This window comes from Sphingobacterium sp. B29 (assembly GCF_001952815.1).
GTDB lineage: Bacteria > Bacteroidota > Bacteroidia > Sphingobacteriales > Sphingobacteriaceae > Sphingobacterium > Sphingobacterium siyangense.
In genome coordinates this window covers 1,225,569-1,241,828 of record NZ_CP019158.1, presented here as the reverse complement: position 1 = coordinate 1,241,828, position 16,260 = coordinate 1,225,569, and the positions used below count along the sequence as shown (strand labels likewise).

At 39.7% G+C, this 16,260-nt stretch carries 13 protein-coding genes; 1 reads left to right on the top strand and 12 read right to left on the bottom strand.

The features are described 5' to 3' along the window. Positions 1-5: 5 nt before the first annotated feature. From BV902_RS05205 to BV902_RS05155, 11 genes are all read right to left on the bottom strand, one after another. Positions 6-587 carry a cytochrome c oxidase subunit 3 gene (locus tag BV902_RS05205; protein WP_075991043.1) on the bottom strand — a complete coding sequence of 194 codons (582 nt, stop codon included), beginning with the start codon at positions 585-587 and terminating at the stop codon, positions 6-8. Further along, a complete protein-coding gene (cyoE, locus tag BV902_RS05200; RefSeq protein WP_070563553.1) occupies positions 587-1,492 on the bottom strand; it encodes a heme o synthase in 906 nt (301 codons plus the stop codon). The genes BV902_RS05205 and cyoE overlap by 1 nt, the downstream gene beginning before the upstream one ends. A 73-nt stretch (positions 1,493-1,565) precedes the next feature. Further along, complete coding sequence (locus BV902_RS05195) at positions 1,566-2,645, bottom strand: COX15/CtaA family protein (protein ID WP_237241971.1); 1,080 nt, start codon at positions 2,643-2,645, stop codon at positions 1,566-1,568. A gap of 41 nt (positions 2,646-2,686) precedes the next feature. Next, positions 2,687-4,558, bottom strand: coding sequence for a cytochrome c oxidase subunit I (locus BV902_RS05190; protein WP_172462307.1), 1,872 nt, complete (start codon positions 4,556-4,558; stop codon positions 2,687-2,689). Between the two features lie 28 nt (positions 4,559-4,586). Further along, positions 4,587-5,924, bottom strand: coding sequence for a cytochrome c oxidase subunit II (locus BV902_RS05185; protein WP_075991042.1), 1,338 nt, complete (start codon positions 5,922-5,924; stop codon positions 4,587-4,589). 43 nt (positions 5,925-5,967) lie between these two features. Then, positions 5,968-7,203, bottom strand: a complete 1,236-nt coding sequence (locus BV902_RS05180) for a quinol:cytochrome C oxidoreductase (protein WP_075991041.1) — start codon at positions 7,201-7,203, stop codon at positions 5,968-5,970. 19 nt (positions 7,204-7,222) lie between these two features. Next, on the bottom strand, positions 7,223-7,861 hold the full coding sequence (locus BV902_RS05175) for a c-type cytochrome (RefSeq protein WP_286833372.1): 639 nt from the start codon (positions 7,859-7,861) through the stop codon (positions 7,223-7,225). Further along, positions 7,845-8,381, bottom strand: a complete 537-nt coding sequence (locus BV902_RS05170) for a DUF3341 domain-containing protein (RefSeq protein WP_075991040.1) — start codon at positions 8,379-8,381, stop codon at positions 7,845-7,847. Before BV902_RS05170 ends, BV902_RS05175 begins: the two co-directional genes overlap by 17 nt. A gap of 6 nt (positions 8,382-8,387) precedes the next feature. Continuing rightward, positions 8,388-9,872 carry an NrfD/PsrC family molybdoenzyme membrane anchor subunit gene (nrfD, locus tag BV902_RS05165; protein WP_046674137.1) on the bottom strand — a complete coding sequence of 495 codons (1,485 nt, stop codon included), beginning with the start codon at positions 9,870-9,872 and terminating at the stop codon, positions 8,388-8,390. 29 nt (positions 9,873-9,901) lie between these two features. Next, positions 9,902-12,916, bottom strand: coding sequence for a TAT-variant-translocated molybdopterin oxidoreductase (locus tag BV902_RS05160; protein ID WP_075991039.1), 3,015 nt, complete (start codon positions 12,914-12,916; stop codon positions 9,902-9,904). 37 nt (positions 12,917-12,953) lie between these two features. Further along, complete coding sequence (locus tag BV902_RS05155; protein ID WP_070563536.1) at positions 12,954-14,216, bottom strand: cytochrome c3 family protein; 1,263 nt, start codon at positions 14,214-14,216, stop codon at positions 12,954-12,956. Positions 14,217-14,682: 466 nt separating this feature from the next. On the opposite strand from BV902_RS05155, the gene BV902_RS27965 reads away from it, so the two are divergent. Next, complete coding sequence (locus BV902_RS27965) at positions 14,683-15,126, top strand: methionine-R-sulfoxide reductase (RefSeq protein ID WP_410528650.1); 444 nt, start codon at positions 14,683-14,685, stop codon at positions 15,124-15,126. On the opposite strand, the gene BV902_RS05145 is transcribed toward BV902_RS27965, so the two are convergent. Next, complete coding sequence (locus tag BV902_RS05145) at positions 15,116-16,126, bottom strand: LacI family DNA-binding transcriptional regulator (protein WP_075991038.1); 1,011 nt, start codon at positions 16,124-16,126, stop codon at positions 15,116-15,118. The genes BV902_RS27965 and BV902_RS05145 overlap by 11 nt on opposite strands. Between the last annotated feature and the right edge of the window lie 134 nt (positions 16,127-16,260).

The window sequence follows — 16,260 nt, the reverse complement described above, 5'->3', positions numbered from 1 at the left end:
TACTATTATTGATTCAAAAGTAAGAAAACATATATATAAATCCATAAAAGATCGAGAAAATGCCAAAAAATACTGGCAAGATCCATGCGGAAAAGATTGCCGTCTTTAGGAAGTTTGTTAATTCCTATAATCGCGCCAATCAAAACGATCAACCCCGCAATAATATGCGCCAAGTGCATCCAGATAAAAACGTAAATAAAAGATTGCGATGCATTGTTATTCACAAAATAAACACCCCTATCGATCAATACATTCCAAGCATGAACTTGCAAGGCAAAAAATACAACTCCCAAAATAAAAGTTGCTATCAAAAACAACCGCTGTTTGGAAGACTCGCCATTTTTAGCCGCTTTATGTGCTAAAAACATCGTTAGACTACTAACCACAATCACCAAGGTACTATATAAAAGTGCATTTGGCAATAGGGTCTTAATCCCTTTGTCCACGCCGCTCGCTGTATATACAATGAAACCACTGGATAACGCCGCAAACATCATGAACATACCCAACATACCCAACCATAGGTTGAACTTTTGGGCTTTTCTCTGTACTAACTTCTCGTCAGTTTGTGCTTGTATATCTAACATTATTTCAACGGAATAAAGTTAAGCAATAATACGAGTTGTGTCACAGGTAAATAAATAAATGAGGTAAACATCACTTTCTTCGCTGAAGGAATATCACAATTCTTAAACAGCAAATAACCGTAATAACCAAACATTATTCCACCGACCACGGATACAATCGTAAACCAAATTCCACCAAAGCCAAAATGATAAGGTATAAAACCTGCAGGTATCATAAACAAACCTGAAATGAATACCATAAACGCAGATATCTTATCACGTTTTGTCGTAGGCAATAAGCGAAAACCCGCTAATTTATAGTCATCATCCACAACCCAGGCAATTGCCCAGAAATGTGGAAACTGCCATAAAAACTGAATAGCAAACAACACAAAGGGAATAATAATAATTGCCGCTTCGTTATGTCCACTATAGTAGGCTAAATCGTCTTGCGAAAAGGCTGCATAATATCCAATTAATGGCGGAAATGCACCCGGAAACGCGCCGACAAACACTGCTATTGGTGATTTTCTTTTTAATGGTGTATAGATAAAGGCGTAAAGAAGGATACAAAAAACCGACAGCAGACCAGCGACAAAATTTAAACGAACAAGCACCAAGGTTCCTAAAATGCCCATAAAGACACTCAATACCAAAGCCTGTCCTGTTGTCATGCGGCCTGATGGCAACGGTCTGTCCTCCGTACGTTTCATCAGTTTATCCAAATCCTTTTCAATGATCTCATTAAAACCGTTGGCAGAACCTGTCACCAGAAAACCACCTATAGTCAACAATAACCAATTGAACCAGAATATATCACCCTGTTGTTTTGATCCTATCAGAAAAGCAATTGACGCGGAAAATACGACCGTCAATGTAAGTCTCAACTTAACAAGCTTTTTGAAATCTGAAATAAATTCTTTCATAACTAAAAGAGACCTCCTACTATCAGTGTAATTAAACACGTACTTTTAAACATAAACATCCCGAATTCCAAGATTAGTGCCTTTGCTTGTTTAACAATAACAACAGGTAGAACTGTGCCCCAAATAAGAGCGTAGCTACCACCAAATGCGTTGTCTGTGCAAATGCAGGTATTGCAAATCGAGCTAAGATGATTCCTGATAGCATTTGGATACCCACTAGAATCAATGCGATTAAAGCAAATTTATATTGCTTAGAACCCGTATTAAAACTCGTGCGGACCAAAAAGAATAATACAATAACTAAAATCAAAGAACAATATGCCAACCAGCGATGTAACTCAAACTGTTGGCCAATAGTTGTTATAAAATCAGTCCGGGCTATCGTTGAACCGGTTAATAAATCAACCTCCTCTCGAACTCCCGTTCCGACAATTACCTGTGTTAGCATCAATAAAATTGAAGCAATTGCAAGTCCTTTTAATATACCCAAAGAACGATTGACCAGTAAGGTCTTGTTTCGCAAAGTAACTGCTTTGAAATATGTATAAATACTAATACAAACAATTACAATGGCTAAGAGCATATGTACCGTAATAATCCAGGGCATCAGATTTGTCGATACAACGATCGATCCCAGCCAAGCCTGAAGTACGACAACAAAAAGATTAATCACTGACCAAACAACGATCGAGCTTTTTGATTTTAAATAGGTGAAAGAATAAATAGCTGTAAATAACAAACAGAATCCGGAAACAACGCCTACCAACCGATTGATATATTCCGTCCAAGTTTTCGCAACATTAAACTCTTCATGCTGCAAAATACTCTTATCGGTACGGAGCTTGTAAGCCATTTCCTTATCGCCGAAAAATTCTACAATTTTCGCGAAACGTTCGTTCTTCTTTGCTCTTCCTTCAATATAATGCTGTTCATATCCTTGAGGTAATTGGGAGATATCTGTTGGAGGAATAATACGGTTAAAACATCTTGGCCAATCCGGGCATCCCATTCCTGACCCTGTACTCCGAACAACTCCTCCAGCAATAATGACCAAAAACAACACAATGATCGTTATAAAATTGGTCTTTATAAATCGCTTCTCAGCTGCTGGAAACATAATACTACCCCTACCTCTTAAAATACAAACTTCCATAAAATAGAGTAGGAATTCCTACTCTATTTTATAAGATTTTATTAGTCTTTTCTACCATTTTGAGCATTCCATTCTGCCTGGATACGCTCAGCTTCCTCGTCTCCTTCGAAATCATGAGGCAAATTAGAGCTCATTGTTTCAGAGAAAGGAACACTTTGAGGAATAAAATCCTCACCATGACCTGGCTTACTGTAATCGTAAGGCCAACGGTGTACAGTTGGAATTTCTCCTGGCCAGTTACCATGGATATGCTCTACCGGAGTAGTCCATTCCAATGTGTTTGACTGCCAAGGGTTTTGTGGGGCTTTTTTACCGAAGAAAATCGATGTAAAGAAGTTCCACAAGAAAGCTACCTGACCTAAAGCAGCGATGATTGCAGCCCATGTTACCAATTTGTTGACAGAAACCCATTTCGCCATGAAAGCAAACTCTGTAAATGCATAGTAACGGCGAGGCACACCATCGATACCCATAAAGTGCATTGGGAAGAATACCATGTAAGCACCAATGAAAGTCAACCAGAAGTGTAAATAACCCAATTTTGTGTTCATCATACGACCGAACATCTTAGGATACCAGTGGTAAACACCACAAAGCATACCGAAGATTGACGCCGATCCCATTACCAAGTGGAAGTGGGCAACAACAAAATACGTATCGTGTAAGTTGATATCTAACGCTGCATTACCTAGGAACAATCCTGTCAAACCACCAGAGATAAAGAACGATACCAAACCGATAGCAAACATCATCGCTGGAGTGAAACGGATATTACCTTTCCACAACGTTGCAAGATAGTTAAACGCTTTTACAGCAGAAGGAACCGCGATAATCAATGTTGTAATCATAAATACACCACCCAAGAACGGGTTCATACCTGTTACAAACATGTGGTGACCCCATACGATAAACGATAATACGGTGATACCGATCAATGAATAAACCATCGCATGGTAACCAAAGATTGGTTTACGTGAGTTGGTCGCAATAACCTCAGAAGTTAAACCTAAAGCAGGCATAACAACGATATATACCTCAGGGTGACCTAAGAACCAGAACAAGTGTTGGAACAAAATTGGTGAACCACCTTCGTTCGGTAAAATTTGTCCTTGAACAACAAGATCCGACAAATAGAATGACGTACCAGCAGCACGGTCAAAAATCAATAGAACAACCGCCGAAACCAATACTGGGAATGACAACATACCCACGATAGCAGTCAAGAAGAACGCCCAGATTGTCAAAGGCATTTTCCATAAGTCCATTCCTTTTGTACGCATGTTCAAAATTGTACTTACATAGTTAATACCACCGATCAACTGTGAAGCTACAAATAGAACCATACTCACCAACCACAAAGTCATACCAGTTGCAGATCCTGCGATTGCAGTAGGAACAGCCGATAGTGGCGGATAGATTGTCCAACCAGCAGAAGCAGGTCCACTTTCTACGAAGAACGATGCAACCATAATCACTGATGCTACAAAGAACAACCAGTAAGATAACATGTTCATAAAAGGAGATGCCATATCGCGTGCTCCGATTTGATATGGAATCAATAAGTTACTAAAAGTACCTGATAGACCAGCCGTTAACACGAAGAATACCATAACGGTACCGTGAATGGTTACCAAGGAAAGGAAAAACTCCGGTTTTATACGACCGCCTTCAGCCCATTTACCCAAGAATACTTCTAATATAGGGAACTCTTTATCCGGCCATGCTAATTGGATACGGAATAATACTGATAAAAGCATCGCAAAAACTGCCATGATGATACCAGTGATCAAGAATTGCTTAGCAATCATCTTGTGGTCACCCGAGAAGATATACTTTCTGATGAACGACTCCTCGTGATGATGGCCGTGCGAATCGTGATGTTCAGCGCTATGCGATATTACTGTACTTGACATATTCGATTTTATATTCAAAAATTCTTAATTAGTTCAAAGATGCTGTAACTTGTACGCTATCCTTTTTCACGTTAGCTGTTTTACCGCTGAACTCTTTTTGCAAATCCTCAGTAAAATATTTGTTTTGTTTAGCTAACCACTCTTTATATTTCTCTTCAGTTACGACAACCACTTTCTTTTGCATGTTGTAGTGACCAGATCCACAGATCTTGTTACACAACATTACGAAGTCATAGTTATAATCACCCAAACGATCACGCATCTCTTCTGTTGTAACAGTAGGTGTGAACTGGAAGTAATTTGTCATTCCCGGTACCGCATTGATCTGAACACGGAAATCAGGAATATAGAAAGAGTGAATAATATCTTTTGAAACGATATGGAAACGAACTGGTTTATTTACAGGCAACCAAATTTCAGATCCTTGAATATCATCCCAAGAATTTTTATCATTAAAGTCAATACCGTAAGGGTTGGTTGGTGTCGTCATTTTATAATTACGTTTACCAATAATCCCATCTGAACCAGCATAACGGACATTCCATTGGAATTGCTCGCCTAATACCTCAACTTGTAATGCTGACTTTTGTAGATCCTCAGGAATATTTGTGATTGATCTCCATGTAAAGAAACCGAACAATACCAAAACTGTCAAAACAACAGCGGGAACAATTGTCCACAATTTCTCAATTGCATTGTTATGAGGATAATAATAAGCCTGACGTTTTGCACGCATGCGGTACAAGAATGTAAATGTCATCAACAAGATGTGTGTGATAACCAATACAAATGTTGTAATTGCTGTCGTAATGATAAACATCGTATCAATACGCTCACCGTGCTCAGTTACTGCAGATCTCCAATAAGCGGCTCCCCAGTGTACATATGACCAATATACACCGTAAAGGAATACAACCAAGAAAATGAATAACAATGCCGATTGAAACGTGTTATTCGCAAACGGATTGTATTTACCGTTCATCTTTCTTGTCAATTCATAGATCGAAAGTACTTTACCGATAACGGCAACAACTGTACATATAACCAAGAATAACAAGACATAATACGTGAAGTTTTTATAAACCTGAGGGTCTATTTGCTTCACTTCTTCAACAGCAGGAGCAGCAGCGCTAGCTTCTGTAGAAGAACTAGCAGATGCAACAGCAGCAGTACCTGCTGCCGCTGTTGTATCTTTTGCAACCGAATCCGTTGCTGCAGGGGCAGCTACTGCTGTAGTCGCCGCTTTAGCAGAATCAGATGCTACTGTATCTTGTTGACTTGCTAGGATAGGAGTCGCAAAAAGCAATCCTAGTGCAAGCACAAAACCCGAGATGGATTTGAATCTATTATTTAATTTAAAGCTCATTTCTTTTATAACGTTTTTACGTAACCTTCCTTTAAAAGTGAAACTATATCTGGTGATGCAAACTCTCATCCAAGAAAGGATGATTTTTAGGCACCAATGCTTGTTTACTCAATTTACTCATAACTAAGAAGATGAACAAACCTAAGAAACCAAGTGCAGTTCCGATTTCAATGATACCAAATCCTCTATGTTCAGCAACAGTACCAGGCATGATCATGATATAATAATCTAGCCAGTGACCAGCCAATAATAGAATCGCTACGAACAACATTACATTTTGTTTACGTTTAGCATCGCGATCCACTAATAGTAACAATGGTGCCACAAAGTTAATGATAATACTCAACCAAAACCAAGGTTTGTATTCAGGTTCCCAACGTTTGTAGAAATAAACTGTTTCCTCTGGGATGTTTGAATACCAAATCAACATGAATTGTGCAAACCAAACGTAAGTCCAGAAGATCGAGAAACCGAACATCAATTTACCCAAATCGTGTAAATGATTTTCGTTTACCCAGTTCATATAACCAGCTTTCTTCAATACAACAACGATGATCGTGATACACGAAATACCGCTTACCCACATTGCTGCAAAGTTATACCAACCGAACATTGTCGAAAACCAGTGTGCCTCTAAAGACATTACTGTATCGAAAGACCAGATAGGTGTAGTAAAACCGAAGATAACTAAGAAGATTGCCGACAATTTGAATGACTTTTTATAAGAAGTCAATCCACCTTCTAAATCTTCTTTATAAGAAAGTTTCGCAAAAATAACAGCAAAAATGCTATATGTTCCCATAAATACCACCTGACGGATCAAGAAGAATGGAACATTTAAATAAGCAGATTTGCCTGCGATAATAGGGTCAAAATTTGTACTATGCGGATCAGTAATACCATCTGCATTCCAGTGGTGATATAAGTTATGTGTAGTTAAACCTAAACCAACAATAACCAATAAAATCAATGATGCAATTGGTAAAACACTCGCCATAGCCTGAGGTATACGTACCAAACCTGCAGACCATGCAGATTGTGTTACATATTGCAAGGCAACAAAGAATGTTCCAGCTGCGCATACACATGTAAAGTAATAACCCATCAATAACAAGTTGGCATAAGTACGCTCTACAGTAACGTGATCGCCCGAAAGCAACCCGAAAGCTACAGCAGCTACGCCTAGTACAACAGCGACAATACTGACCATTTTAGCTTTGCCAGCAAACTCGTATCGCTCGTTGAAATTATAATCGTGATGATGACTGTGAGTTCCCATTTATATATCTGATGTTAGATTATTTCTTTTGTAATTCGTGAACATACATAACAACTTTCCATCTCTCCTCTGGAGACAATTGAGATGCATGTGATCCCATGGAGTTGTGTCCGTAATAAATTGTATGGTAAATTTTACCATCAGTCAAGTCAGCCATCAAACCACCCCGTGAAGAGCTCGCCGCATCTGTTCTGTGATAAGATGGTGGCGGAGGAAAGTTCTCTAATTGACGAGTACCTCTTGAATCAGTCACGCTACGGTCTTTTGTGATAGGACCATCACCTTTACCTTCTACTCCATGACATATCGAGCAGTAAGTGGTGAACAAAGCTTTACCTTTTTCAAGATTTTCGGCATTTACGACCAAAGGACTTTTTACTTCTCTTCCTGCACGTTCATAATCCTCTAATGTATTGGCGTATTCAAAACGAGTGAAACCAATTGGATCTGTACCTTTAGGAGGTGTTTGTGCTGTTTTTCCATCAGCAAAATTCGCATTAGGTTGATCCGGATTGAAAGCAAGCGGATCGTACATGTTACGAGAAAACTCTAAACCTGTACTACGAGTTGTTTTGTCACCACAAGAAGAAACAAGTGCTGTCAATGCCACAGCTGCGCATAGCGTTCCAAGTAAATTCTTCTTATTCATAGCTAACATATTTTCTATCATTGTACTTAACTTCAACAGCTCCAGCTTCTTTCAATAAGCTATCGATCAAAGCGTGATCTGTATTTTCTTTGGCATCTACTGCAAGGATGAAACGATCATCTGTTGCTCTCAAGTCCATTACACGAGGTGCACGTCCCGGAAATAAGTGGTTACGGAAGAAAAACGTGGCAACCATACCCAAGGCACACAATAAGATCGTAACCTCAAATGTAACTGGAACAAAGTTCGGCATACCAAAAGATGGTTTACCACCGATATTCATCGGCCAATCATAAGCCATTGTATAATACAACAAACTAAAACCTAATGTCGTTCCTAATGCTCCAAAGCAAAATGCTGCGATAGGCAAGCGAGAAGGTTTCACACCCAGCTTCGCTTCGATGCCGTGAATAGGCATCGGAGTAAAGCAGTCGTAAATACTTATATTGTTTGCTTGCAATTTGTCGATCCCATGCATCATTTCATCGGGATCCGCAAAACTACCTAATATATATTTTGTATTGCTCATTGCTGATTATTTTCTAACTGATAATTCTTTAATCTCTTCTTCTGTCACTGAATCATATTTCTCTAATGACTCTTGGAAGTACTTCACTTGTTCCTCAGGGAATGCGCCTTCTTGAGCCAATTTAGTTTTATGTTGTAATGAAGATGATTTCAACAACAATTTCACTTCGGCGATAGCGATACCTGGTAAGAAACGTAAGAACAACAAGAATAATGTAAAGAATAATCCGATTGAACCTACAAAGATACCTACGTCTGTCCAAGTTGGGTAGAACATTGCCCAAGATGAAGGCAAGTAATCACGGTGCAATGAAGTCACGATAATTACAAAACGCTCAAACCACATACCGATGTTTACCACAATCGATAAGATCCATGAGATAGGAATACTTGTACGGATTTTTTTGAACCAGAATAACTGTGGAGAAATTACGTTACAAGTCATCATTGACCAGTAAGCCCACGCGTATGGACCCAACATACGGTTCTCGAAAGCATACATTTCGTATTCTGAACGAGAGTACATTGCGATAAACAACTCAGTTAAATAAGCCACCCCCACAATAGAACCAGTTGTCATGATGATGATATTCATCGATTCAATGTGGAACATCGTGATGTAGTTCTCAAAGTTCATTACTTTACGTAAGATCAACAATAAAGTCTGTACCATCGCGAAACCAGAGAAGATCGCACCCGCCACGAAATATGGAGGGAAGATCGTTGTATGCCATCCAGGGATAACCGAAGTTGCAAAGTCCATGGATACGATCGTGTGTACAGAAAGTACCAGCGGAGTAGAAATACCTGCCAAGATCAATGACACGATTTCAAAACGTTGCCAAGTCTTCACTGAACCATTCCATCCGAATGATAATACAGAATAGATTTTTTGTTTTAATCCAGTAGCACGGTCACGGATTGTCGCGATATCCGGCAACAAACCACAGTACCAGAATACCAAGGATACTGTAAAGTAAGTCGAGATCGCAAACGCATCCCATACCAAAGGAGAGTTGAAGTTTACCCAAAGTGATCCAAATTGATTTGGAAGTGGGAAAATCCAATAAGCCAACCAAGGACGACCCATGTGAGCTACAACGTATGTAGCCGCACAGATTACCGCAAAGATCGTCATCGCCTCTGCAGAACGGTTGATTGAATTACGCCAGTTCTGGCGGAAGATTAATAATACAGCTGAAATCAACGTACCCGCGTGACCGATACCTACCCACCATACGAAGTCGGTGATATCCCAAGCCCAGCCTACAGTTTTATTCAGACCCCAAGCGCCGATACCTGTCCAAAAGGTATAACTAACGCTAACTACCCATAATAAAGCACCTAATACAGCAACGGTAAAACCAATCCACCATGCTTTATTCGGTTTATTTTCAACCGGTAGTAAGATATCATCCGTAATTTTTGCATACGTAATGTCCTTACCGGTCATTAATGGTTCTCTTAATATTGATTCGTTATGCGATGACATAGTATTTTTATTTCAAATATTGTACAAGATTACGCCTCAAAAGTGTTTCTAACTTTTGTCATATAACCGATACCCGGTTGAACATTGATTTCCTCAAGTACGTAATAAACACGCTCGTTGCGTAATGCTTTAGACACTTCTGATTCTGGATCATTTGCATCACCAAAGATAATTGCATTTGCAGAACATGCTTGTTGACAAGCCATTTGGATATCGCCATCTTTAACTTTGCGATTTTCAATCTTAGCTTGCAATTTACCTGATTGGATACGTTGGATACACATTGAACATTTCTCCATTACCCCACGTGAACGAGTAACAACATCTGGATTCAACACCAATTGTGTGAACTCATTGTTCAGGTAGTTGTCAAAACGTGAATCATTCCAGTATGCAAACCAGTTGAAACGACGAACTTTGAAAGGACAGTTGTTCGCACAGTAACGTGTACCAAAACAACGGTTATATGCCATATGGTTCAAACCTTCTGAAGAGTGTACTGTTGCCAATACTGGACAAACCGTTTCACAAGGTGCGTGACCACAGTGTTGACACAACATCGGTTGGTGAACAACAGTGATATCTTCGAAATCTAAATCAGCCGAAGCTCTTGCAATTTCTTTCTCTTTTGTAAGATCTTGATCTTTTCCTTCGATTGTATAGTAACGGTCAATGCGTAACCAGTGCATTTCACGACGACGGCGAACCTCATCACGACCTACAACAGGAATATTATTTTCAACGTTACAAGCAACGATACAAGCACCACAACCAGTACATGCGTTCAAGTCGATCGCCATCACCCATTTGTGACCAGGTTGCTCATATTTGTTCCACAAATCGTATGTTTTGTGATTATCTGTAAAGCGTCCTGCCTCAGAGTTAGGATCTTTCAGATATTTCGCAAATGTCGTTTCACGAATAACGTTACGACCTTCGATCGTGTGGTGTGTTTGTGTTTGTGCCAATTGGTAAGTACCAGACGCTTTCGCTACAGTTGCTTTAGCAACACCTTGTACTGTACCATTGATGATAGAAGCAAAAGGGAATGCGTTTTTACCAACTTCATTACCTGCTTTACCAACTTTTGTACGGCCATAACCTACAGCAACTGAAACTGTTCCTTGTGCTTGACCTGGTTGTTGTACAACTGGCAATTCCAATTCAACACCATTTGCTTTTACAGTTACTTTACCGTCTTCGCCCAAACCTAATTTCTCAGCATCTTTCGGGTTAAGAGCAGCATAGTTATCCCACGTTACTTTAGAAACCGGGTCAGGCAATTCCTGCAAGTAAGCATTGTTTCCATAACGACCATCGCGAAGTGCAGAAGGCTCGTAAAGTTTCAACTCAAACTCACCGGTAATTGCTTTGCTTGATGCTTCAATTGCAGAAGCCGCTGCTGCTGCATTTCCTGTAAAAGCAGGAGCTGTTGCCGCTTTAGCACCTTTATATTCAAAACCAGTTTGCAATACAGCATCCCAGTTTTTCGTAGAACCTGCTAAGATTTGTGTAGACCACAAGTTCTTAACAAAGTTGTACATATCGGTATCATTTCCTGCCCAAGTCAACAAGCTTTGTTCAACTTGACGTGTTTTGAAAACAGGATTGATTGTTGGTTGAATGATAGAGAACAAACCTTCTTTTGGATTCGCATCACCCCAAGATTCCAAGAACGTACTTGCTGGAGCAATCGCGGTCAATTCAGAAGCTGTTTCATCCGCACGTTGCGAAAATGATAAGGTGAAAGGAACTTGTTTCAACGCTGCTTTTACATCATCTGCTTTGAAGTAGTCATACACCGGGTTGCTATTCAAGAAGAACGCAACACCAACTTGACCTGATTTCGCTGCTGCTAAGAAAGCTTGGAACGAAGAATCCGAACCTTGGTATTGTTTAGAATAGTTATCCAAATCGATGATTGTACCGTAAGCACCTAATGCAACGTTGATTGCATTCACTAATACTTGTACATTGACATCGTTAGATCCAGCAACAACAACTGCTGCGCCTTTGCTGTTCACCAATTCTTTCGCCGCTAGAGCGACACCTTTTTGTGCTTTTTTGTTTGCAGTAGCACCAGCCAAAGACTGACCAGTGATTGCATTATATAAAGCAACCAATGTAGCACCTTCTTCCGAAGGTTTGATTGCGATACGTGCATCCGCATTTGTACCCGTCATGGAAAGACCAGACTCAAATTGCACGTGACGTGACATTTTGCCGTTTTTCAACGATTTATAATCACGGTTTTTAGCGTATTGTTGTGTATGCTCCTCGCCTGCTAACCAAGTTCCTAAGAAATCAGCTGCAACGGAAACAATCACATTTGCCTTTTCAAAATTGTATGAAGGGACAACAGCTTTACCAAATGAAGCTTTATTCGCCTCGATAATACCGCTGTAAGAAACAGCATCGTATTGTACATGGTTAACTGTTGGGAATTTCGTTGCGAAAGCAGCGATAGCCGCCAACGTTGAAGGACTGTTTACGGTGTTAGAAACGATCGTAATTTGTTTACCAGAAGATGCTGCTGCATTCAAAGCTTTAACAACTTCCCCATCCAATTTAGACCACTCAACATCTTGACCTTTCAATTGTGCCTGTTTCAATTTGGACTCATCATATAAATCCAATACAGAAGCAGCAGTCGTTGAATCTAAACCTTGGTTCAAACCAATTGCATTCGGGTTAGGCTCAACATTAATCGGACGACCTTCACGAGTTTTAACCAAGATGCTTTGACCGTTGAACGTCGAAGCATAATAGTTAGGGATACCTGGAGTTACCTCTTCAGGTTTAATCAAATAAGGAACTGCCTTATGCACAGGAGTACGGTTACAAGCCGCTAAAGAAACAGCACCCAAACCAAATCCTAATGCTTTCAAGAAGTCACGGCGAGGAGTTTTAGTACTCAAGCCTGCTTCGTTTAATACATCTTCTACAGGAATAGATTCGGCAAACTCACCCTTGCTTCCTTCAACGAAAGCAGGAGTTTGATTTAACTCTTCCAAACCTTTCCAATATTTTTTATTGCTATCCATTTAAGCTGTATATAAGATTGCGTATTTCAAATAATTATTAATAGTGACACTTACCACACTCAAGACCACCGATCATGGCTGCAGTCATTTTCTCACCTTTCTTAATTCTTTCGTGTGCTTTAATCAAATCTTCATAGTATTTGTTATCCGATTTGATATCTGTCTTTTTGTGACAATCAACACACCATTTCATCGTCAATGGAGAGTATTGGTATACTTCTTCCATATTTTGGATTGGACCGTGACAAGTTTGACACTCAACACCAGCTACCACAACGTGTTGTGAGTGGTTGAAGTAAGCAAAGTCAGGTAAGTTGTGAATACGAACCCATTGAATTGGTTTCGGATTGTTACCGTAAGTACGTGTATCAGGATTCCAATCCAATGCACGATAGATTTTAGCAATTTCCGGAGAAATTTCACCATCATAATGTTCTGAGGCAGTGATTGTATTGTGACAGTTCATACATACGTTGGCCGATGGAATAGACGCATTTTTAGATTTAAATGCTCCACCGTGACAGTATTGACACTCAATTTTGTTAACACCAGCGTGGATTTGGTGAGAGAACTTAATTGGTTGAACCGGCTGATAGCCTTGGTGAACACCAACGTTCCACATTGTTTTCCAACCACCTACAGCTAATAATGCAACTAACATCAAGACTGTAAAGCCAACCAACTTCTTGTTCTTAACGAATGCTTTCGCAAACTTCACAAAACGTTGGCTATCTTCTGGCTCTTGTTGCGCAGCAATAGCTTCTTGGTTTTTAGCAATTACATTTTCTAAGGTACGGATCACACGATTCAACACCACGATAACGACAACAGCCAAAACAACAACTGCGATCAAGCCCAAAATCATGAACATAGACGCGTTATCATCTTTAGCTCCAGCGCCACCAGCAGCAGCCTCTTTCGGTTTCTCCTTAGAAGCATCTGTGATATACGCTAATACCGACTTGATCTGATCGTCAGATAAATCAGTAAAAGAAGTCATCACAAGCTTGTTGTTCTCTTCGAAGATTTTAACTGCATCAGCATCGCCAGACGCAATTAAAGCCTGAGAGTTCTTGATCCACTTGATTAACCAAGCTTCGTCTTTCGTCTCTGGAATCCCCTTTAAAGCAGGACCAACCACTTTTCTGTCAATGGCGTGACAGGATGTACACTTAGATTTGAAGATTTTTTCACCTTCCTTGACATCTTGCGCATGCAACGTCGTAACGGCAAATAATAGCATCAAACTCGTTGACACCACCCTCGCAAGGCTTCCCAAAACGGATGAGATAGTTCTCATATTTAGCACTTTATACTATTTATTTGTGAATGTAAAAAATTAACTCCCATGGTTAAAGGAGCCACTACCCCCCTAACAATGCCACAAAAGTATGATTTATTAACAAATCGCTGACAATTTTGTGACCTTTAATATCAATTTATAATCATTCTAAACAAATGCGTTTAAACGAGGATAAAAACAACATTAAGCTATTAAAGTGGTTCCATCGCTACAACTTTTCATTTGGATAGCCACTCAAATATAAGACAATTCCATGACAATTTATAATACTCAAAATAGCGGATCGCAGAAGACACAAAAAGTTTTTTTTCATCCTAATTTCCGTACCTTTACCTTTATAAGACGAATCGAGAACTTTATCAAGAGAAATGGAGATCTGGCCAGGGTCAGGTCCCGAGCTAACAATAAAAAAAATCTGGATGATGTCTTTATTATAGAGGGAATAGCTCATTATATCGAAAGAATAACGCGTTCCTATTGGGTAGCTCCTAGTAAAGCCAGCTTCAACACCAAACACACGACAACAATGGAAACAAACAAAAAATACAACCCGTTAAGTAAAGAAGAGGAATACATTATTATACATAAGGGAACTGAACGGCCTTTTACCGGCGAACTTTTAGACAATAAGCTCAAAGGAACTTATATCTGCCGCCGTTGTGACAGCCCACTATACCGTTCGGAGTCAAAATTTGAATCTGGATGTGGTTGGCCAAGTTTTGATGATGAAATTCCCGGGGCAATTACAAGGATCACCGATGCCGATGGTCGCCGCACTGAAATCCTGTGTAGTAAATGTGGCGCGCATTTAGGCCATGTGTTCCTCGGAGAAGGCTTTACGACAAAAAACACGCGTCACTGCGTTAATTCTATTTCAATGAAATTTGTGGCCGATACTACGAAGTAACTTTCACTTTAGTCGACTCACGAACTTTCAGTTCACAAGGCAACACCATTCTACGTGTTGCTTTTATTTTTCCCTGAAGACGCAGCAACAAAATATTGATCAGATTCTCAGCAATATCCTTGATCGGCTGCGAAACAACCGTGATAGCAGGTTCGACCAGCTTAAAAACCGTATGGTCGTCAAAAGCAATTACTGCCGGCATCGTAAAATTAAATTTTTTGGAAGCCTTCAAACCCGAAATCGCCAGATAGTTCGTAGAGAACAAAACGGCATCCAGCCTATTTTCACAGATAAACTCCCGCAATAGTTCCATTGCTTCTTCATCCGAAGCATCCATCTGGATCTTTTGAATAAAACTTTGTTGCTTATTATTATCCATAGCCTTCATATAGCCATCTGAACGCTCCTTCATTTGGGTCTGATCCGAATAGAGCGATACAAACCCGATACGTCTATAACCTTGTTGACACAAATGGTTACTGGCATCAAAGGCCCCCTGAAAATTGTCCGCACCAACATAGTCTGTTTCAAGCCCCGGAAAATAACGGTCGAAGAGCACAACCGGAATATTATTCTGCTGCAACTGCTTTACTGTATCTTCCAAACCATCGGAAGGTGTAATAATAAAACCATCTACCTGACGATCGTAAAACATCTGGATTAACTCCTTCGCCTTTTCTACATCATTGTTGGTACTACAATAAATAATACGGTAGCCCTGCTCATAGACCTTACTTTCGATCAGACGTGCTATATTCCCAAAAAAAGGATTGGAAATATCTTCGATAATCAAACCCAGAATCTTTGTCTTCCCTGTGCGGAGACTTTTTGCCAATTCGTTGGGCTTATAGCCGACCTTTTTGACATAGTCCAAAACCCGCTTAGTCAAAGCCTCACTAATACGCTTTTCTTTTGCCTTATCATTCAAAATAAAGGACACAGTAGTTACAGAAATCCCCAACGCCTTTGCGATATCACTGATCAGAATACGTTTCTTCATGTAGTAGTAGTAGGTTTGTTAAGTTTTTTATTACGAAGATTACTAAAGTAAAAAATTTAACGACAATTTACTAAAATAATAATAAAATTGCGCTAAAAGGTTTTATTTACTAATTTTAAGCAGTTTTCAAATAC

Coding starts and splice junctions, on each gene's coding strand:
- BV902_RS05160 (WP_075991039.1), bottom strand. CDS start 12,916: ATGGATAGCAATAAAAAATATTGGAAAGGTTTGGAAGAGTTAAATCAA.
- nrfD (WP_046674137.1), bottom strand. CDS start 9,872: ATGTCATCGCATAACGAATCAATATTAAGAGAACCATTAATGACCGGT.
- BV902_RS05185 (WP_075991042.1), bottom strand. CDS start 5,924: ATGAGCTTTAAATTAAATAATAGATTCAAATCCATCTCGGGTTTTGTG.
- BV902_RS05205 (WP_075991043.1), bottom strand. CDS start 587: ATGTTAGATATACAAGCACAAACTGACGAGAAGTTAGTACAGAGAAAA.
- BV902_RS05170 (WP_075991040.1), bottom strand. CDS start 8,381: ATGAGCAATACAAAATATATATTAGGTAGTTTTGCGGATCCCGATGAA.
- BV902_RS05145 (WP_075991038.1), bottom strand. CDS start 16,126: ATGAAGAAACGTATTCTGATCAGTGATATCGCAAAGGCGTTGGGGATT.
- BV902_RS05190 (WP_172462307.1), bottom strand. CDS start 4,558: ATGTCAAGTACAGTAATATCGCATAGCGCTGAACATCACGATTCGCAC.
- BV902_RS05180 (WP_075991041.1), bottom strand. CDS start 7,203: ATGGGAACTCACAGTCATCATCACGATTATAATTTCAACGAGCGATAC.
- cyoE (WP_070563553.1), bottom strand. CDS start 1,492: ATGAAAGAATTTATTTCAGATTTCAAAAAGCTTGTTAAGTTGAGACTT.
- BV902_RS05155 (WP_070563536.1), bottom strand. CDS start 14,216: ATGAGAACTATCTCATCCGTTTTGGGAAGCCTTGCGAGGGTGGTGTCA.
- BV902_RS05195 (WP_237241971.1), bottom strand. CDS start 2,645: ATGGAAGTTTGTATTTTAAGAGGTAGGGGTAGTATTATGTTTCCAGCA.
- BV902_RS05175 (WP_286833372.1), bottom strand. CDS start 7,861: ATGTTAGCTATGAATAAGAAGAATTTACTTGGAACGCTATGCGCAGCT.